16 protein-coding genes are annotated in these 18390 nt (G+C 59.3%); 7 read left to right on the top strand and 9 right to left on the bottom strand.

The features are described 5' to 3' along the window. Window positions 1-61 precede the first annotated feature (61 nt). The gene (locus tag ACK3EW_RS10945) at window positions 62-970 is read left to right on the top strand and encodes an AAA family ATPase (protein ID WP_493809587.1); all 909 of its coding nucleotides are present in this window, start codon (window positions 62-64) and stop codon (window positions 968-970) included. A gap of 62 nt (window positions 971-1032) precedes the next feature. After that, window positions 1033-2283 carry a vWA domain-containing protein gene (locus ACK3EW_RS10940; protein ID WP_493809586.1) on the top strand — a complete coding sequence of 417 codons (1251 nt, stop codon included), beginning with the start codon at window positions 1033-1035 and terminating at the stop codon, window positions 2281-2283. 55 nt (window positions 2284-2338) lie between these two features. Here ACK3EW_RS10940 and ACK3EW_RS10935 read toward each other — a convergent pair whose 3' ends face one another. From ACK3EW_RS10935 to ACK3EW_RS10920, 4 genes are all read right to left on the bottom strand, one after another. Then, window positions 2339-2755, bottom strand: coding sequence for a VOC family protein (locus ACK3EW_RS10935; RefSeq protein WP_493809585.1), 417 nt, complete (start codon window positions 2753-2755; stop codon window positions 2339-2341). Between the two features lie 24 nt (window positions 2756-2779). Continuing rightward, window positions 2780-4939: a phosphoribosylformylglycinamidine synthase subunit PurL gene (gene purL, locus ACK3EW_RS10930; RefSeq protein WP_493809584.1), complete on the bottom strand. Its 2160-nt coding sequence runs from the start codon at window positions 4937-4939 to the stop codon at window positions 2780-2782. A gap of 134 nt (window positions 4940-5073) precedes the next feature. Further along, window positions 5074-5643 carry a DUF6151 family protein gene (locus ACK3EW_RS10925; RefSeq protein ID WP_493809583.1) on the bottom strand — a complete coding sequence of 190 codons (570 nt, stop codon included), beginning with the start codon at window positions 5641-5643 and terminating at the stop codon, window positions 5074-5076. A 193-nt stretch (window positions 5644-5836) separates the two neighbouring features. Next, the gene (locus tag ACK3EW_RS10920; RefSeq protein ID WP_493809582.1) at window positions 5837-6757 is read right to left on the bottom strand and encodes a LysR family transcriptional regulator; all 921 of its coding nucleotides are present in this window, start codon (window positions 6755-6757) and stop codon (window positions 5837-5839) included. A gap of 165 nt (window positions 6758-6922) precedes the next feature. On the opposite strand from ACK3EW_RS10920, the gene ACK3EW_RS10915 reads away from it, so the two are divergent. From ACK3EW_RS10915 to ccmE, 5 genes are all read left to right on the top strand, one after another. Beyond that, window positions 6923-10345, top strand: a complete 3423-nt coding sequence (locus ACK3EW_RS10915; protein WP_493809581.1) for an indolepyruvate ferredoxin oxidoreductase family protein — start codon at window positions 6923-6925, stop codon at window positions 10343-10345. 159 nt (window positions 10346-10504) lie between these two features. Next, window positions 10505-11317 carry a lysophospholipid acyltransferase family protein gene (locus ACK3EW_RS10910; RefSeq protein ID WP_493809723.1) on the top strand — a complete coding sequence of 271 codons (813 nt, stop codon included), beginning with the start codon at window positions 10505-10507 and terminating at the stop codon, window positions 11315-11317. Between the two features lie 31 nt (window positions 11318-11348). Then, the gene (gene murI, locus ACK3EW_RS10905; RefSeq protein ID WP_493809580.1) at window positions 11349-12161 is read left to right on the top strand and encodes a glutamate racemase; all 813 of its coding nucleotides are present in this window, start codon (window positions 11349-11351) and stop codon (window positions 12159-12161) included. 49 nt (window positions 12162-12210) lie between these two features. Beyond that, the gene (gene argC / locus ACK3EW_RS10900; RefSeq protein ID WP_493809579.1) at window positions 12211-13239 is read left to right on the top strand and encodes an N-acetyl-gamma-glutamyl-phosphate reductase; all 1029 of its coding nucleotides are present in this window, start codon (window positions 12211-12213) and stop codon (window positions 13237-13239) included. 160 nt (window positions 13240-13399) lie between these two features. Further along, entirely contained in the window at window positions 13400-13849 is a 450-nt protein-coding gene (ccmE, locus tag ACK3EW_RS10895) for a cytochrome c maturation protein CcmE (RefSeq protein ID WP_439120014.1), read from the top strand. 94 nt (window positions 13850-13943) lie between these two features. On the opposite strand, the gene eno is transcribed toward ccmE, so the two are convergent. The 5 genes from eno to ACK3EW_RS10870 form a co-directional block, all read right to left on the bottom strand. Then, window positions 13944-15221 carry a phosphopyruvate hydratase gene (gene eno / locus ACK3EW_RS10890; protein ID WP_493809578.1) on the bottom strand — a complete coding sequence of 426 codons (1278 nt, stop codon included), beginning with the start codon at window positions 15219-15221 and terminating at the stop codon, window positions 13944-13946. 78 nt (window positions 15222-15299) lie between these two features. Next, window positions 15300-16193, bottom strand: coding sequence for a DMT family transporter (locus ACK3EW_RS10885; RefSeq protein ID WP_493809577.1), 894 nt, complete (start codon window positions 16191-16193; stop codon window positions 15300-15302). Between the two features lie 55 nt (window positions 16194-16248). Further along, window positions 16249-16659, bottom strand: a complete 411-nt coding sequence (locus tag ACK3EW_RS10880; RefSeq protein WP_493809576.1) for a Fur family transcriptional regulator — start codon at window positions 16657-16659, stop codon at window positions 16249-16251. Between the two features lie 76 nt (window positions 16660-16735). Next, a complete protein-coding gene (locus tag ACK3EW_RS10875; RefSeq protein WP_493809575.1) occupies window positions 16736-17581 on the bottom strand; it encodes a DMT family transporter in 846 nt (281 codons plus the stop codon). 15 nt (window positions 17582-17596) lie between these two features. Continuing rightward, window positions 17597-18382 (bottom strand): DUF533 domain-containing protein, encoded by a 786-nt coding sequence (locus ACK3EW_RS10870; RefSeq protein WP_493809574.1) that lies wholly within the window; start codon window positions 18380-18382, stop codon window positions 17597-17599. Between the last annotated feature and the right edge of the window lie 8 nt (window positions 18383-18390).

The raw sequence follows: 18390 nt of genomic DNA, 5'->3' as shown, positions 1-18390 counted from the left end.
TGGCGCTATTGACCCCGGGGGCACCCACAGGGCAGCAAGACCTGTGACAAAGGAGCACCTCATGCAGACACCTGAAAGTATCGACGCCGTTCAAACCATGCTGGCCGACACCGGCTATGTCTGCGGACGGGCGCTGGCCACGGTGGTGTTTTTGTCCCTTAAGCTGGGCCGCCCCTTGTTTCTGGAAGGCGAGGCCGGCGTCGGCAAGACCGAGATCGCCAAGGCGCTGGCCGCCTCGCTGGGCCGCAAGCTGATCCGCCTGCAATGCTACGAAGGGCTGGATGCCTCCAGCGCCGTCTACGAATGGAACTTCCCTGCCCAGATGATCGCGATCCGCACCGCCGAAGCATCGGGCAATGCGGACCGCGAGATGCTGCAGCGAGAATTGTTCAGCCCGGATTTCCTTGTCGAACGCCCCTTGCTCGAGGCGATGCGCCCGGATGAGAACGGCGCGCCTGTGCTCTTGATCGACGAGCTGGACCGCACCGATGAGCCGTTTGAGGCATTCCTGCTCGAAGCATTGTCCGACTTTCAGGTCACGATCCCGGAGCTCGGCACAATCAAGGCGCCAGAGCCTCCGATCGTGATCCTGACTTCCAATCGCACGCGCGAGGTGCACGACGCTCTCAAGCGCCGTTGCCTTTATCACTGGGTCGACTATCCCGATTTCAACCGAGAATTGGAAATCCTGAACGCCCGCGCCCCAGAAGCTGCCGCCACGCTCAGTCGCGAAATCGTCGCCTTTGTCCAGCGCCTGCGCACCGAGGACATCTTCAAGAAACCGGGCGTGGCCGAAACCATCGACTGGGCCAAATGCCTCTTGGCGCTCGACGTGATCGACCTCTCGCCAGAAGTGATCTCGGATACGCTGGGTGCGATCCTAAAATATCAGGACGACATCCAGAAACTGCAAGGTTCCGAGGCCAAACGCCTGCTTGATGAAGCTAAGGCGTCTCTCGAACCGGCATGATGCTTCTTCTTTTTCCAAATATGCCGGGGGTCCGGGGGCAGCGCCCCCGGGTCGGCCACGTAATGGCCGAATACATCCCTCTCGAACTGCCCGACGACCCGCGTCTGGCGCAGAACATCATCCATTTCGCCCGTGCCCTGCGCCGCGCTGGGCTTCCCATCGGCCCGGGCCGGGTGATCGACGCGATACGGGCTGTCGAAGCGGCGGGTTTCACCGAACGGATGGACTTCTTCTGGACCCTTCACGCCTGTTTCGTGAACCGCCCTGAACATCGCGTGATCTATGCGCAGGTCTTCCGCCTTTACTGGCGCGACCCGCGCTATCTGGAACACATGATGTCCTTCATGCTGCCCGCGATCCGGGGGGTGCAGGAGGAAAAATCAGCCGCTTCAGGCGAAAAGCGTGCGGCACAAGCGCTGTTGGATGATCTTTTGCCCGACGTGCCTGAAAACGAACAATCCGAAGAAGGCACCGAGATCGAGATCAAGTCAACACTCACCATGTCGGCTGAGGAAAAGCTGCGGACGCTGGATTTCGAACAGATGAGCACTGCCGAAGTGGCGGAGGCGAAAAGGATGCTGGCTCGCCTAAGTCTACCAGTGAAGCCTATCCCGTCGCGGCGCGGCAAGGCGTCAGTGTTGGGCAAGCAGGCGGACTACCGGCGTACTTTGATGAAATCCATGCGGCAAGGCGGCGAGATCCGCACCATCGCCCGCAAAACACCGCGCCCGCGCTGGCCCAATCTGGTGGTGCTCTGCGATATCTCCGGGTCGATGAGCCAGTATTCCCGCATGGTGCTGCATTTCCTGCACGCCGTTGCCAACGAGAAAGGTGCAGGCTGGGCCAAGGTGCATGCCTTCACCTTCGGGACCCGCCTGACGAATATCTCCCGACACCTTGCGACCCGCGATGTAGACGCAGCGCTCAATGCTGCCGGCGCCGAGGCGCAGGATTGGGAAGGCGGCACGCGGATCGGTCAGTGCCTGCACGCCTTCAACCGCGACTGGTCGCGCCGGGTGATGGGGCAGGGCGCGGTGGTGCTTCTCATCACCGACGGTCTGGACCGCGACGATGCGGGAGCGTTGGAGAAAGAGATGGAGCGCCTGCACCTGTCCTCGCGCCGTCTGATCTGGCTGAACCCGCTCTTGCGCTGGGACGGGTTTGCGCCCAGGGCTACCGGAATTCGCGCGATGCTGCCGCATGTGGACAGCTTTCGTGCGGGTCACTCGATCCAGTCCCTAGAAGAACTTGCGGCGGCGATTTCACGCCCGGACGATCCGGGTGAAAAAGCCCGTCTGATGAATATGCTTTAGGGGCAGGGCGGCTTTCCGTCGACGGAAAGCACACACGCGTTCACGCGTGTGCCGCCTAACCTACCTGCTGGTGCACTTCGATCACGTTGCCTTCGGGGTCTTGGAAGAACACCTGATGCCATTCCTTGGCAAAGGCAGTGCCGTAATCGGAATAAGGGATGCCCTGTTCGTCGAGAATGGCCAAAAACGCCGCCAGATCATCGGTGCGAAACGCGATATGGCCCCGGTCGATCGGGTTGATGACCTGACCATTTTTGAAAGCCACGGTCAGGTCCCGCTCTGCCAGATGGAACTGCATCTGACCATCCGTGGCAAAGCGAATTTTGCCATCAAACCCGCGATCCCCGGTCGCTTCGGTGCGCGGGAAATTTTCTTGTGGAACATCTCCCAGACCCAGAACGCGGGTGTAGAAGTCGTGCATCTTGTCCACGTCTTTCGAGACGTAATTGACGTGATGGAATTCGAGCTTCATATCCCCTCCCGGCTTGCCATGGCGTCAGGCGAAATGCCCGGCAAATGCGCCCGCATGCAGGGCCTTCAATTCAGCCAGAGCAGCATCCGATCCACCCAACTTCACCGTGTCCCTGGTGAAACGACCCACAGTTGTAATGGGCACACCGGCCTGACCTGCTGCGACAAACAGCGCTTCAGCCTGATCGAAATTGCAGGCGACAAGGTAACGCCCCTGATCCTCACCAAAGAGCTTTGCTTGATCGGTCTCGTCGATCACCACGCCCACGCCCGACCCGCTGGCCATCTCAAAGGCGGCGAGCGCAAGGCCACCGTCAGACAGATCGGTACAGGCCTTGATCAAATCGCGGTTTGCGCGGATGAAATCGCCGTTGCGACGCTCGGCAATCAGATCGACCGCAGGCGCATCGCCATCTTCGCGGTTGAACACTTCGCAAAGCAGCGCGGACTGACCCAGATGGCCTTGGGTGTCGCCCACAACCAAAGCGACGTGTCCGTCGCGCGCTCGGCCCAAAATCGGCTCTTCACCGGCAGCGATCAAACCCACCGCTCCAATCGTCGGTGTCGGGAGGATGCCCTGACCATCGGTTTCGTTGTAGAGTGATACGTTTCCGGACACGATGGGCATGTCCAGCGCTTCGCAGGCGCGGCCGATGCCTTGAAGTGCTCCAACAAACTGGCCCATGATCTCGGGCTTTTCGGGGTTTCCGAAATTCAGATTGTCTGTGGTTGCCAGTGGCTTGGCCCCTACGGCGCACAGGTTTCTGAATGCTTCGGCCACCGCCTGCTTGCCACCTTCGACCGGGTTCGCTTTGACGTAGCGCGGGGTCACGTCCGAGGTGAAGGCCAGCATCTTGTCCGTGCCATGTACGCGGATCACACCTGCACCCCAGCCTGGGCCTTCAACCGTGTCGGCCATGACCATACTGTCGTATTGTTCGAACGCCCAATTGCGGGCGCAGTAGTTTGGGCTGCCAATCAACGCCTTCAATGCGTCGATGGGGTCAAGAGCGGGCACATCTTCCATCGCAGCAGGGGCCTCGGAAGGCACCCAGGGACGGTCGTATTCGGGGGCAGAGGACGACAGGCGCGACAGCGGCAGATCGGCTTTGACCTCGCCATTGTGTACGATCAGGAAGCGGTCTTCTGCGATGGTTTCGCCAACGATGGCAAAGTCCAGATCCCATTTCTCGAATACCGCACGGGCCTCGGATTCTTTCGACGGGTCCAAGACCATCAGCATCCGTTCCTGCGATTCGGACAGCATCATCTCGTAGGCGGTCATGTTCGCCTCGCGCTGGGGCACCTTTTCGAGATCAAGTCGGATGCCCAGCTTGCCCTTGTCGCCCATTTCAACGGCAGAGCAGGTGAGGCCTGCGGCCCCCATATCCTGAATCGAGATCACCGCACCTGTTTGCATCAGCTCAAGGCAGGCCTCCATCAGGCGCTTTTCGGTGAACGGATCGCCAACCTGTACGGTGGGGCGCTTTTCTTCGATGCTGTCGTCGAATTCAGCCGAAGCCATGGTCGCCCCGCCGACACCATCACGTCCGGTTTTTGCACCGAGATAGACAACTGGACGGCCGACGCCGCTGGCCGTCGAATAGAAAATTTTGTCGGCATCCGCGAGACCCGCCGCAAAGGCGTTCACAAGGCAGTTGCCATTATAGGCGCGGTGAAATCGTACCTCGCCGCCCACGGTGGGGACGCCGAAACAGTTGCCATACCCGCCAACGCCTTCGACCACACCGTGCACCAGCTGGCGCGTCTTGGGGTGGTCTCTTTCCCCAAAGCTCAGCGCGTTCATCGCCGCAATGGGACGCGCGCCCATGGTGAACACGTCACGAAGGATACCGCCAACCCCGGTCGCTGCCCCTTGGTACGGTTCGATATAAGATGGGTGGTTGTGGCTCTCCATCTTGAAGACCACCGCCTGACCGTCGCCAATATCCACCACACCCGCGTTTTCGCCGGGGCCGCAAATCACCTGTGGGCCGGTGGTGGGCAGGGTGCGCAGCCATTTTTTCGAAGACTTGTAGGAACAATGCTCGTTCCACATGGCGGAAAAGATGCCCAGTTCCGTGAATGTGGGTTCGCGGTTCATGATCCGCAGAATCTCGGCGTATTCGTCGGCATTGATGCCGTGGGCAGAGATGATGTCTTCGGTGATGGCTGGGTCTTGCATGCGGATGTCCCCGTGGGTTGCGCAGATGGCGGCGGTTTAGGCGAAACCGTGCGGCGTGAAAAGCCCCGGCGCGGATTCGGGCGCGGTTGTGCGAGTTCTGCGAGCGAGGTTGGGGGGCGGCCCCCGCCCGTGTCTTAGTCCGGTCGGGCAGCGTTACGTTCGTAACTGCTCAGGACGCGGGGCGCGATGATCGGTGTGCCGTTCTTGTCAAAGAACGGAGAGGTGCGATTGCCGCCGGGAAGTCGGGCACGGAGAATGCGGCCCATGATTGATAGGTGCGCCGCAAGAACGCCGGTTTCCTTGATATGGTTTGCTTTGCCCACGGTGTTCACAAGAGCCTTGATCGGCCCGTAGCCGTCGACGCCGGGCGGCAGGATCGCACCGACAAAAGGCAGGCTCGGGGTGGGGAGCGTGTTGGCGATCGGTGTCCCGCAGCACCCGGCATGCCAGCGCAGCAGTCCTTTGGGTCCAAGCCTGAGAACGGCAAGGTGGTCGCGCCCCTCAAGGAATTCGAAATGCGCAGGCAGGGTTTGAAAGATCTCGGTGCCGCCATCGGAATCAAGCCGGGTGATCTGGTGTTTGAGAAACCGAGCTGCGGTCTGGCAGTCTTCACAATAGCAGACCAGATGAGTGCCGTGAGCCTTTTGTGCGATCCGCCAGCGCATCTTACCGCAGACACAGCTGTGCGTTCTGTCATCGGTCATATGATCCACCTCTCGGAAAAATTGCAAAAAAAAGACCGAGCATAAGCTCGGCCGAAGTCCAACAGGGAGGTATGAAGATGATGCGCAATTCAGCGTTCCATCTCATATGTGCTAAATATGTCAGCGCTCCGTTACATGGCAAGAGGGATAGCCTAGAACATATGTCATTCCCGCTATGCGTGAGGCGCATGGGTCACACTTCAGTGGATGCCCCAGCTTCCAGTGCCTTGCGGGTCTGGCGGTGGGCGAAAATCTCTTCCTGCACGAAATCCCGGAAGGCCGCGATCCGTTTGGACTGCCGAAGCTCCTCAGGATAAGCAAGGAAAACAGGCACTTCCGCCGATTCCACGTCAACCAATACGCGTTTGACGGTTGGAAAGTCCTCGATGATGTAGTCGGGCAAAACGCCAATACCCAAGCCCGACAGGACCGATTGCAGCACGCCGAAGTAGTTGTTCACCGTTAGGGTCGACTTGATGTCATAGGCCAACAACTGTTGCACCATGATCATCCCCGCACTCACCTGTGCGGCGCGGGGATTCTGGCAAATGAGCCGGTGCTTGGCCATGTCCTCGATTGTTGCTGGGGTCCCGTTCTGGGCCAGATATTCAGGCGACGCATAAAGCCGCATGCGGATCGACATCAGTTTCTTGCGGATCAGGTCGGCCTGGCTTGGTTCCTTCATGCGCACAGCGACATCCGCCTCGCGCATCGGCAGGTCAAGAACGCGCTCTTCCAGCATCAGGTCGATGTTCAGATCGGGGTATTTCTCGTAAAGTTTGGGCAGGCGCGGAGCGAGCCAAAGTGACCCGAAGCCAATTGTGGTGGTCACCCGCAATTCGCCGAACACTTCTTCTTCGCTGTCGCGGATGCGTGCAGTGGCGGCTTCGATCCGTTTGTTCATGGAGCGCGTCGCGTCGAACAGCAATTCTCCCTGCTCGGTAAGAATCAGTCCCCGTGCATGACGATGAAACAGCACCGTATTTAGCGATTCCTCAAGCGCCCGAACCTGCCGGGACACCGCAGATTGCGACAGGTGCAGCGTGTCCCCCGCATGGGTCAGACTGCCTGCATCAGCCACCGCGTGAAATATTCTGAGTTTGTCCCAGTCCATGAGATACACTTTCAATCGTTAAACGTGGTTTACATGACACAATGCAATATATGAACGACAACTTTCCCCGACACTGAATTTTCGGAAGAATTTTCTAGCAAGGTCAGCATTTATGACCTAAATTTGTGCTAATATATGGGCACATTTCACGCAGGGAGGCGTCAAATGACCAAAGCCGAGATCACTCTGAACGACCGCTTCGATTTGGCGAAATCGCCGGTACTTCTGAATGGCACTCAGGCGCTTGTGCGCTTGATGCTGATGCAGAAGGCGCGCGATGTTGCGACCGGGCTGAACACGGCGGGCTATGTCACAGGCTATCGCGGTTCGCCGCTGGGTGCTGTGGACATGCAGATGCACCGTGCAGAAAAGTTCCTCAAATCCGCCGATGTCACGTTCAAGGAGGGTCTGAACGAAGACCTTGCTGTAACTGCACTCTGGGGCAGCCAGCAGGCCGAGTTGCGCGGCGAAGGGCGCTATGACGGCGTGTTCGGCCTTTGGTACGGCAAGGGGCCAGGGGTCGACAGGTCCGGCGACGCGATGAAACATGCCAACATGGCGGGCACTGCGCCTCATGGCGGTGTGCTGATGGCGATGGGCGACGACCACACAGGCGAATCTTCGACCGTTCTGCACCAGTCGGAATGGGCGATGATCGACGCCTATATGCCCGTGGTGTCGCCTGCGGGTGTGCAGGAAATCCTTGATTACGGTCTCTATGGGTTTGCCCTGTCACGGTTTTCCGGCCTGTGGGTGGGTCTGAAGACAACGAAGGACACGGTCGAAGTGACGTCTGTTGTCGATGGCCGCCCCGACCGGCTGTCTTTCGTCACACCGCAATTCGATATGCCTGATGGTGGCCTGAACATCCGCTTGGTCGACACACCCCACGCGCAGGAAGCACGGATGATCGACCACAAACGCTTCGCGGCCGAGGCGTTTTCACATGCCAACAAGATGGACAAACGTGTCTGGGGCAAACCAGGTGCAAAGATCGGGTTCGTGGCAGCGGGCAAGAACTGGCTGGATCTGGTGCATGCGTTGTCGCTGCTGGGCATCGACGCGGACGAGGCCGAACGGCTGGGCATCACCACCTATAAGGTGGGGCAGACATGGCCGCTCGACATGCGGGGTTTCCACGACTGGGCCGAAGGGCTGGACCTGATCGTGGTGGTCGAGGAAAAGCGCAAGTTGATCGAGGTGCAGATCAAGGAGGCGATTTTTGATGACCGGCATGGACGTCGCGTCTGGGGCTGGCACAAAGGCGGCGGGGCCGGGTCGATGCACGGACCCGAACTCTTCCCGACACGCGGGGCGTTGGACCCGATCCTGATTGCCGAAAAGCTGGGCGAGATCCTGATCGACGAGGGGCGCGACACAGACCGCATCAAGGCCGGTATGCAAGCCATTGATGAGGCGAAGAAAGCGGATAACGCGGAAGAAATCGCAGCGCGTCTGCCGTATTTCTGTTCGGGTTGTCCGCACAACTCCTCTACCAAGGTGCCCGAGGGCAGTCGCGCCTATGCCGGGATCGGCTGTCACTACATGGTTCAGTGGATGGACCGCGAAACCTTGGGCTTCACCCATATGGGGGCAGAGGGGGCGAACTGGATCGGAGAATCGCTGTTCTCCAAAACTCCCCATGTGTTCCAGAACATCGGCGATGGCACCTACAACCACTCAGGGGTGCAGGCGATCCGCGCGGCCATCGCAGCGGGGACCACGATCACCTACAAAATCCTCTACAACGATGCCGTTGCCATGACGGGCGGTCAGAAAAATGATGGCGGATTGTCACCCCAGCAGATCGCGTCGGAACTGACCGCGATGGGGGTCAAGCATCTGGCCGTCGTCTATGACGAGAAAGAGGATGTAGACCTCAAATCCTTCCCGCAAGGCATTGAATTCGCAGAACGCGCCGATTTGCAAACCGTACAGGCAAAGTTTGCAAAGACGACCGGCGTCAGCGCCATTGTCTACGTCCAAACCTGTGCCGCCGAGAAACGCCGCCGCCGTAAACGCGGGCAGTTTCCCGACCCCGATAAGCGCGTGTTCATCAACACCGATGTCTGCGAAGGCTGCGGCGATTGTGGGGTGCAGTCGAATTGCGTGTCCATCGTGCCCAAGGAAACCGAATTGGGCCGCAAGCGGGCGATAGATCAGTCGTCCTGCAACAAGGATTTTTCGTGCGTCAAAGGGTTTTGCCCGTCTTTCGTGACGCTTGAAGGTGCGCAGGTGAAAAAGGCAGCAACCACATCGCTTGACTTGCCGGACCTGCCGCAGCCCGAATTGCCAAAGATTGACGGCACATGGAACGTGGTCGTCACCGGAGTAGGCGGCACAGGCGTTGTCACCATCGGGGCAGTGCTGGCGCAAGCGGCGCAGATCGACGGCAAGGGTGCCGGGATGATGGAGATGGCTGGCCTTGCTCAGAAGGGCGGCGCGGTACACATCCACCTGCGGCTTGCCAACACCCCCGAAGACATCAGTGCCATTCGCGTGGCGACAGGTGAGGCTGACGCCCTGATTGGCGGTGATCTGGTGGTCAGCGCAGGGGCCAAGACGCTGGGTCTGATGCGCACAGGCCGCACGGGTGGTGTGGTGAACAGCCACGAGATCATCACCGGGGACTTTACCCGCAATACGGAATTTGCGTTGCCGACTGATCGGTTGACCGTCTCGCTTCAGGCGCGGCTGCGGGACAAGCTCGACCTTTTCGATGCGTCCGAATTGGCCAAAGCAACCTTGGGGGACTCGATCTTCTCAAACATGATGATCCTCGGTGCCGCATGGCAGCGCGGGCTGGTGCCGCTGACCTATGACGCCATCGTGCAAGCCATCGGATTGAACGGCGCGGCCGCCGAAAAGAACATCCGCGCCTTCGACATTGGGCGCTGGGCGGTGCTGCATCCAGACGAAGCGGCACGCGTTGCCGAACCCAAGGTGATCGCGCTGCCAAAAACGCTTGATGAAAAGATCGCCTATAGATTTGACCATTTGGTAAAATACCAAAGCACGCGCTATGCAAAACGCTACCGTAAGCTGGTGTACGGTATTGCCGACCCCCGACTGAAAGAGGCGGTGGCCAAGGGCTATCACAAGCTTTTGGCTTATAAGGACGAGTACGAAGTCTCGCGCCTACACCTCGAAACCCGTGCCAAAGCGGAGGAGCAGTTTGGTGGAGATTTCAAGATGTCCTTCCACCTTGCTCCGCCAATGCTGACCAAGACCGGACCTGACGGACGGCCCATGAAAAAGCAATATGGCGAGGGGATGCTGCGCGGCTTTGGCCTTCTGGCGAAACTCAAGATGCTGCGTGGTACGCCGTTCGACCCGTTCGGGCGCACCGAGGAACGCCGCATGGAGCGCGCGCTGATCAAGCAATACGAGGCTGACATGAACGAATGGTTGCCCAAAGCCAAGCCCGAGACGATGGACGCGCTTGTGGCTTTGGCCGAATTGCCCTTGCAGATCCGCGGCTTTGGCCCGGTCAAACACGCCAACGCCGCCAAAGCCGAGAAGCGCCGCGAAGAATTGCTGGCCGTGTTGCGGTCTGGCGGGGCAGGTCTCAAACAGGCCGCCGAGTGATGCGTCATATGGCCGTTAAGGAACTGTTACATCTTTGCGGGTAAATCAGAGCGCGCTAGCAGGGCGCGATCCAACGTATTCGGAGCTTGATTGGTGACGTCTTCCGCCGCCCGCGACATATCCTACTCGTACTCCGCCCGCTCCAAACCGGGACGCGCGATGATCCGCCTGATGGAAAACGCGACAGGCCGCCTGACGCTGATCAAACGTGCGGCAGGCTATCAGGACGAAGTCGCGCAAGGCCGCGATTTCTGGGAGGTCATGGTTGATCGCTATGGCCTCAGCCTTGATGTGGTAGGCGGGTCGCTGGACAACATCCCGCGCACCGGTCCGCTGATGGTGATCGCCAACCATCCGTACGGCATTCTTGACGGGCTGATCCTAGGCCACATCCTGTCAGTCACGCGTGGCGATTTCCGCATTCTTGCGCACAAGATTTTCCGCAAGGCGGCTGATCTTGACCGCGTCATTCTGCCGGTCAATTTCGACGAAACCAAAGAAGCCATCGCGCAGAACATCGATACCCGCAAGGTGGCGCTGGATTATTTGCGCGAGGATGGCTGCGTTGGGGTATTTCCCGGCGGCACAGTGTCCACCGCCGTGACACCCTTTGCCAAACCTATGGATCCCGGCTGGCGTGGGTTCACTGCCCGCATGATTGCCAAATCCAACGCCACCGTCGTGCCAATCTATTTCGACGGTCACACCAGCCGCCTTTTCCAGATGGCCAGTCATCTGCATAGCACGCTGCGCATGGGATTGTTGATCAAGGAATTCCGCAAACGCGTCGACACGCCTGTCCGCATCGTCATCGGGGCGCCGATCCCAGCGCATGAAATTGACAGCCGCAAAAAAGACGCGCGAGAGCTGATGGATTTTCTGCGCAAAGCCACGTATGAGCTGTCTCCAACGCCGTATACATCTTACGACTACGGCTTTGAGTTTGAAGAGCGGCACCGGGTGCGCGATTAACGCCACCCCTTGCCGAGTGCGCGAGGGCGACATGGCGGTAGGCGTATTTGACAGCGGTCTGGGTGGGCTGACGGTGCTGGATGCAGTGTCCAAGCGGCTGCCTGACGTGCCGTTCGTGTATCTGGGTGACAACAAACACGCGCCTTACGGCGTGCGCGATGCCGACGATGTCTACACCCTGACCTGTGCTGCGACCGAACGGCTGTGGGACGCAGGCTGCGATTTGGTGATTCTGGCCTGCAACACCGCCTCTGCGGCGGCGCTCCGGCGGATGCAGGAAAGCTGGATTCCGCGCGAAAAGCGCGTGTTGGGTGTGTTTGTGCCCCTGATCGAAGCGCTGACCGAACGGCAATGGGGTGACAATTCCCCGCCGCGCGAAGTGGCGGTGCAGCATGTGGCGCTGTTCGCCACTCCCGCAACAGTACGTAGCCGCGCTTTCCAGCGGGAATTGGCGTTCCGCGCCATCGGAGTCGATGTCGAGGCGCAGGCCTGCGGTGGGCTGGTGGATGCCATTGAAGAGGGCGATATGATTTTGGCCGAAGCGCTGGTGCGGTCCCATGTGGATGCGCTCAAGCGCAAGATGCCGACCCCGCAAGCGGCCATTTTGGGGTGTACGCATTATCCGCTGATGCAGGAGATCTTTCAGGATGCGCTGGGGCCAGAGGTCGCTGTCTACAGTCAGGCCAATCTGGTGGCGGAATCCCTCGCCGATTACCTTGTCCGGCACCCCAACATGATGGGGAAGGGCGAGGCGTCGATGTTTCTGACCACGGGCGATGCAAAGCGGGTGTCGGATCACGCAACGCAATTCCTGCGACGACGAATCCAGTTCGAGGCCGCCTGAGCCTTTTTGCCCACGTTTTATCTTACCATTCGTCACGGGGAGTGACCCAATGACCTGTAAAATCGCCATCATCGGCGCAAGCGGCTATACCGGAGCTGAACTGCTGCGCCTCATCGCCACCCATCCTGATATGGAGATCGCCGCTTTGGCCGCGAATTCCAAGGCGGGCCAGACCATCGCGCAGGTGTTTCCGTTCTTGCGCCACCTTGATCTGCCAAAGCTTGTGACATGGGAAGAGATTGATTTCTCGGGCATTGATCTTTGCTTTTGCGCGCTTCCGCACAAGACCAGCCAAGAGGTAATTTCAAAGCTGCCGACGCATCTCAAGATCGTCGATCTATCGGCGGATTTCCGGCTGCGCGATCCTGCGGCGTATGAAAAATGGTACGGCAACCCGCATGCCGCAACCGACATGCAGAAAGAGGCCGTCTACGGCCTGACCGAGTTCTACCGTGATGCCATCCGTGATGCGCGGTTGGTGGCGGGCACCGGGTGCAATGCAGCCACGGGGCAATACATCCTGCGGCCATTGATTTCGGACAAGGTGATTGGCTTCAAGGACATCATCCTCGACCTGAAATGCGCGGTCTCCGGTGCGGGTCGGTCGCTCAAGGAAAACCTGCTGCATGCGGAACTGTCCGAGGGCACCAATGCCTATGCGGTTGGCGGCACGCATCGGCATCTGGGGGAATTCGATCAGGAATTCAGTGCCTTGGCGGGTGAAGAGGTGTGCGTTCAGTTCACGCCGCACCTTATCCCGGCGAACCGGGGCATCCTTGCCACCTGCTATGTCAGTGGCGATGCACAAGCAATTTATGCGTCGTTGGTCAAAGCCTACGCGGATGAAACCTTTATCGAAGTGCTCCCCTTTGGTCAGACCCCATCGACCCACGATGTGCGTGGATCGAACTTCTGCCATATCGGTGTGACAGGTGACCGGATCGAGGGACGTGCGATCATCGTGGCGGCGCTCGACAACCTAACCAAGGGCTCATCGGGACAGGCGTTGCAGAACGCGAACCTGATGCTGGGGCTGGACGAAACGGCGGGCCTGATGCTCGCGCCATGCTTCCCCTAAGATTATTTGGGTCGCCTCGAGTGCCTTCGTTCGAAGACACTTGGAGCCGTTTGGGTTTGTAAAAACAAAAGCAAACTGCGGCAAATTGATCTGCTGCAGTTTGCGAATGGGTTTTGGGTGTATATATAGTGCCAAAGCCGGTTGGGAGGATGCCATGGCCCTGAAATCGCTGAAGAAACAACGCCGGATTCAGGTGATCGCATTGGCGACGGTCGCTTTGATCCTGTCAACGGCGCTGATCGGTTACGGGATGCGCGATGGCATCAACTTTTTCCGGTCGCCCAGCCAGGTGATCGCAGAGCCGCCCGCACCCAACGAGACCTTCCGCATCGGCGGTCTTGTCACGGAAGGCTCCATTGTCCGCGGGCAGGGCTCGACGGTGTCCTTTAGCGTCACGGATGGTGGTGCGACCGTGCCCGTAATCTATTCGGGTGTGCTGCCGGACCTCTTCACCGAAAACGAAGGCATGGTCGGCACAGGGCGTTATATCAATGGCGTGTTTGAGGCGTCTGAGATTCTGGCCAAACATGACGAAGAATACATGCCCGCCGAAGTGGTAGACGCTTTGAAAGAGCAGGGCATCTACAAAGATCCGAACGCAGGCAGCTAAGCGGGCCTGATCTTCTTCTTTTTATAAATATGCAAAAAAGCCGGGCGTGCAGCGCCCGGCCTGTCGGATTTTCCAAAGGAAAATTCGAAACAGATCAACCGCGCAGAATAGACCGACCTGCATATTCCGCGGTTTCCGCAAGCATTTCTTCGATGCGGATCAATTGGTTGTATTTGGCCAACCGGTCCGATCGCGCCAGCGATCCGGTTTTGATCTGACCGCAATTGGTCGCCACCGCGAGATCTGCAATCGTCGCATCCTCGGTCTCGCCCGAACGGTGCGACATCACGTTGGTGTAGCGCGCGCGGTGGGCCATATCGACCGCCTTGAGTGTTTCGGTCAGAGTGCCGATTTGGTTCACTTTGACCAACATGGAGTTCGCACATCCCCGTGCGATACCGTCTGCCAGACGGACCGGGTTGGTCACAAACAGGTCGTCCCCCACCAGCTGTACCTTGTCGCCCAGCACTTCCGTCAACATCGCCCAGCCATCCCAGTCGTCTTCGGACATGCCGTCTTCGATGGACAGGATCGGGTAGTCGTTGACCAGCGCCTGCAGGTAGGCCACGTTCTCGTCCGAGGTCAGCGTCTTGCCTTCGCCCGCATAGACGTAATTGCCGTCTTTGTAATACTCGGTCGCGGCGCAATCGAGAGCGAGCATGATGTCTTCGCCCGGCGTGTAGCCTGCTTTTTCGATGGATTTCAGAATGAAATCAAGCGCCTCTCGGGTGGAACCCAGTTCGGGCGCAAAGCCGCCTTCGTCGCCAAGTCCGGTGGACAAGCCTTTGGCCGACAGCTCTTTCTTGAGCGTATGGAACACTTCGGACCCCATGCGCACCGCGTCGCGGATGTTTTCCGCAGCCACGGGCATGATCATGAATTCCTGAATGTCGATTGGGTTGTCGGCATGTTCGCCGCCATTGATGATATTCATCATCGGCACAGGCAGCAGACGCGCCGAGGTGCCGCCGACATATCGGAAAAGCGGCTGCGCGGTGAAATCGGCAGCGGCTTTGGCCACGGCAAGGCTGACGCCAAGGATGGCGTTGGCCCCAAGGCGGCCCTTGTTGTCGGTGCCGTCGAGTTCGATCATCGTCATGTCGATGCCGACCTGTTCGGTGGCGTCGAGTCCGACGATCTCATCCGCGATCTCGCCATTCACGGCGGCCACCGCTTCGAGAACGCCTTTGCCCATGTAGCGGCTCTTATCGCCATCGCGCTTTTCCACGGCTTCGTACGCGCCGGTGGACGCACCCGAGGGCACAGCGGCGCGGCCGATGGTGCCGTCTTCCAATGTAACGTCGACTTCGACGGTCGGGTTGCCCCGGCTGTCGAGGATTTCACGGGCGTGGATGTCGATGATGGTGCTCATTGCGCTTGGTCCTAGTAAAGCTGCATTTGAGCGGCGGTATAACAGGGACGGACGCAAAGTAAACTATGTATGATAGCGCTAACGGGAGGGGGCTGCTTTAAGCCGTTCCTGTTCCATCGCCAGTTTGCGCTCACGGTAAAGCGCGTAAAGCCCCGCGCTGAGAATAATGGCTGCGCCGAGGAGCGTCAGGCCATCGGGGCGTTCGCCGAAGATCAGGATGCCAAGGCTCATTGTAAAGATCAGCCTTGTGTAGCGGAAGGGTGACACGATGGCGGCAGGGGCCATGCGCATCGCTTGTGTGACAGCGTAATAGCCAAGCGCGGTGACGATTATCCCGGCGCCCATATGCCACATCGTGATCGCGGTGACATTGGTTGGGGCTTCGGACACAAGTATCAGGCCAAAGCCGATTGGGATGGTGGCGGTAAATCCCCATGTCGCCAAGGAAATCGACGGGATATGTGAGGGCGAGAGCCGTGTGATCAGATCGCGCAAGCCCAATCCGCAGACACCCATCACGGCAAAAAGGGCGGCAGGTGCAAACCCGTCGGTGCCCGGTTTGATCACCAGGAGCATCCCGATGATCCCCACGAGAATGGCCAGCCAGCGGCGCAGCCCCACGGGTTCCTTGAGAAAGACCGCTGCACCCAGCGTGACGACCAGTGGTGCCATCTGCATAATCGCTGCGAACAGCGACAGCGGGATCACCCCGATGGACAGAACAAGTCCAAGCCCGCCCATGATCTCGAGCCCGCTTCGAGCCAGAACCCAAGGGTGAAATGCATCGCGGCTGAGAAGGTTTGCGCCTTGCCATTTGGCAATCAGCATAAAGCAGAGTGTGCCCCCGAGGCTGAGGAGAAACATCACGTAGCCAGGAGAAAAAACCTGTGAAGACAGTTTGATAAACACATCGCTGAGCGCGAGAAGCGCCATTGCGAGGATCATCAGGAGGATGGCGCGCATGGTTTGCATGCGGTTCAGCTACGCCTCTTTTTCATAAGAGGCCAGAGCCCGCTATGCGCGTGTGTCACTTCTTGATCGGCACACCGTAAAGTTCGAGTTTGTGGCCCTTCAGCTTGTAGCCGAGTTTGGCCGCGATCTTTTCCTGAAGCGCCTCGATCTCGGGGTCGACGAATTCGATGACCTTGCCGGTATGCAGGTCAATCAGGTGGTCGTGGTGGTCACGCTCGGCGTCTTCATAACGCGCGCGGCCATCGCCGAAATCGACCTTCTCGAGAATTCCCGCTTCTTCGAACAATTTTACCGTCCGGTAAACTGTCGCGATCGAGATATTCGGATCGCGTCCCGAGGCACGGGCGTAGAGTTCCTCCACATCCGGGTGGTCGGTCGCATCCTCAAGCACCTGTGCGATGGTGCGCCGTTGTTCTGTCAGGCGCAGGCCCTGCGCTTCGCATCGGGAAAGGATGGTTTCGGACATCGCCGGGCCTCTTGTCTTGCTGCGCATTGGTTTACCGAACTGCGCGGATCAATGCCAGAACGCGAAGTCGACTTTTTCACGCTCTGCGGCGGAGGTGCCAGAGATAGGTGGCCAGCGTTGCAACCACAATAGTCCCACCTGTCAGCATGGTTGTCGTGGGGGCTTCGTCGATCACGACCCACACCCAAAGCGGCCCGAGCACGGTCTCCAGCAGCAGCACAAGGCTGACATTGACCGATGCCGTGTGCCGTGAGGCCTCGGACATCAGGTAAAACGAGGCGGGCAACACGATAAAGCTGGCGATCGCGATGGCCCATGTGGTGCCGGATGCCATCTCTTGCGGCGAGGTGATCCCCAAGGCGGTCACTCCCGCAAGCAGCGATCCGGTGCCCACTGCGGTTAGCAGCGGCATGTCAGGGTTGTGGCGCAGCAGAGTGAAGCTGAGCGCAAGGCTGAGCGCCACGCCAAGCCCGCAGACCACACCGATCAATGCGGTTGCGCTGAAGGCGATATCGCTTTTGCCGGACATTGCGATCAGGATGCCCACGCTGACCACGGCGATGGTGATCCATGTCGCGGTGCCCGTGGGGTGACCGTAAAGCACGCGGGACAGGATCGCAGCCCAAATCGGCACTGTCGCCACCGCGATCAGCACCAAGGCTACAGGTGCCAGCGAAATGGCGGGCGCAAACAGCGACGCATTCGCCCATTGTGCCAGTACCAATGTCATCCCGACGCCAGAGGCCAGCCGGGGAAACAGCTGCAACTGGCCGGTGAGCGAGGCTGCGATCAGGAACAGCGATCCCATTGCCAGCCCGCGCCACGCCACGAGGGGTGCCGCTTCGAGGCCGGACAGACGGATCAATAGAGCGTCCGGTGTCAGAATCAGGACACCGAGGCACGCCAGCAAAATGCCTTTCATGGATGTGCGTCAGGTTCAGCTGTAAAGCGGCTGTATCCCCATCTGCATATGCAACGCGTTCACCGTCGGCTGATCCAACTCCATCGCACGCGCCAGCGCGTCAAGGTATTGAGCTTCGGGTTGGGTGTCGAGCCGGATCGCCATCAACGACGCGGAATAGACCTGCGTGCGCAACGGGGCAGGGGTGTCAGCGGCCAACGCATCGACATCTACAGGCGCGGCCAGTTGTTCCTGTACGAAGGCGATGTCTTCAGCATCAGCATCGTCGCCCACAGTGTCGAGAATCTTGGCGCGTTCGGCCTCGTCGATGCCGCCGTCACACTTTGCTGCTTGAATCATTGCACGCAGCATCAGAGCTGCGGTTTCTTCGGCCTGCGGAGCGGCTGCGCCTGATTTTGCAAATTGGTCAAGCATCCCGCCCATGTTCTTGCCGCCCATTGCGGCCATGCCACCGGCTGCCGCCAAAAGCCCGGCAAGACCAGCACCACCGCCGCCACCAAGTTGAGACAGCAGCCCACCTTTGTCGCCTGCGTCCTGACCGGCAGCCCCGCCGCCCATCATCGAAGACAGGTCAAGCCCGCCGGATTGCATCTTTTCCATCATCCCGGCCAGCGGGTTCGATTCACCGGCCCCGCCCATCATCTGGCCCAGCTGCGCCTGAATTTGTGCCATCGGGTTATCGCCGGACACCTGCGCGCCGCCCATCAGCCCGCCAAGGCCTTTGCCCCCCGAAAGCTGATCCACGCCCCGCGCTGTGGCATATCCGATGGCCACTTTGGCCAATGTTCCCATGAGACTCATAATTCTTA

The organism is Marivita sp. NO-S04 (assembly GCF_059070475.1).
The sequence above is the reverse complement of the archived record's forward strand: the minus strand, read 5'-3'. Positions and strand labels throughout refer to the sequence as shown.

What these genes read in the sequence shown, in the direction of transcription:
- ACK3EW_RS10945 (WP_493809587.1), top strand. Translation starts at nt 62, where the DNA reads ATGCAGACACCTGAAAGTATCGACGCCGTTCAAACCATGCTGGCCGAC.
- ACK3EW_RS10940 (WP_493809586.1), top strand. Translation starts at nt 1,033, where the DNA reads ATGGCCGAATACATCCCTCTCGAACTGCCCGACGACCCGCGTCTGGCG.
- ACK3EW_RS10935 (WP_493809585.1), bottom strand. Translation starts at nt 2,755, where the DNA reads ATGAAGCTCGAATTCCATCACGTCAATTACGTCTCGAAAGACGTGGAC.
- purL (WP_493809584.1), bottom strand. Translation starts at nt 4,939, where the DNA reads ATGCAAGACCCAGCCATCACCGAAGACATCATCTCTGCCCACGGCATC.
- ACK3EW_RS10925 (WP_493809583.1), bottom strand. Translation starts at nt 5,643, where the DNA reads ATGACCGATGACAGAACGCACAGCTGTGTCTGCGGTAAGATGCGCTGG.
- ACK3EW_RS10920 (WP_493809582.1), bottom strand. Translation starts at nt 6,757, where the DNA reads ATGGACTGGGACAAACTCAGAATATTTCACGCGGTGGCTGATGCAGGC.
- ACK3EW_RS10915 (WP_493809581.1), top strand. Translation starts at nt 6,923, where the DNA reads ATGACCAAAGCCGAGATCACTCTGAACGACCGCTTCGATTTGGCGAAA.
- ACK3EW_RS10910 (WP_493809723.1), top strand. Translation starts at nt 10,505, where the DNA reads ATGATCCGCCTGATGGAAAACGCGACAGGCCGCCTGACGCTGATCAAA.
- murI (WP_493809580.1), top strand. Translation starts at nt 11,349, where the DNA reads ATGGCGGTAGGCGTATTTGACAGCGGTCTGGGTGGGCTGACGGTGCTG.
- argC (WP_493809579.1), top strand. Translation starts at nt 12,211, where the DNA reads ATGACCTGTAAAATCGCCATCATCGGCGCAAGCGGCTATACCGGAGCT.
- eno (WP_493809578.1), bottom strand. Translation starts at nt 15,221, where the DNA reads ATGAGCACCATCATCGACATCCACGCCCGTGAAATCCTCGACAGCCGG.
- ACK3EW_RS10885 (WP_493809577.1), bottom strand. Translation starts at nt 16,193, where the DNA reads ATGCAAACCATGCGCGCCATCCTCCTGATGATCCTCGCAATGGCGCTT.
- ACK3EW_RS10880 (WP_493809576.1), bottom strand. Translation starts at nt 16,659, where the DNA reads ATGTCCGAAACCATCCTTTCCCGATGCGAAGCGCAGGGCCTGCGCCTG.
- ACK3EW_RS10875 (WP_493809575.1), bottom strand. Translation starts at nt 17,581, where the DNA reads ATGAAAGGCATTTTGCTGGCGTGCCTCGGTGTCCTGATTCTGACACCG.
- ACK3EW_RS10870 (WP_493809574.1), bottom strand. Translation starts at nt 18,382, where the DNA reads ATGAGTCTCATGGGAACATTGGCCAAAGTGGCCATCGGATATGCCACA.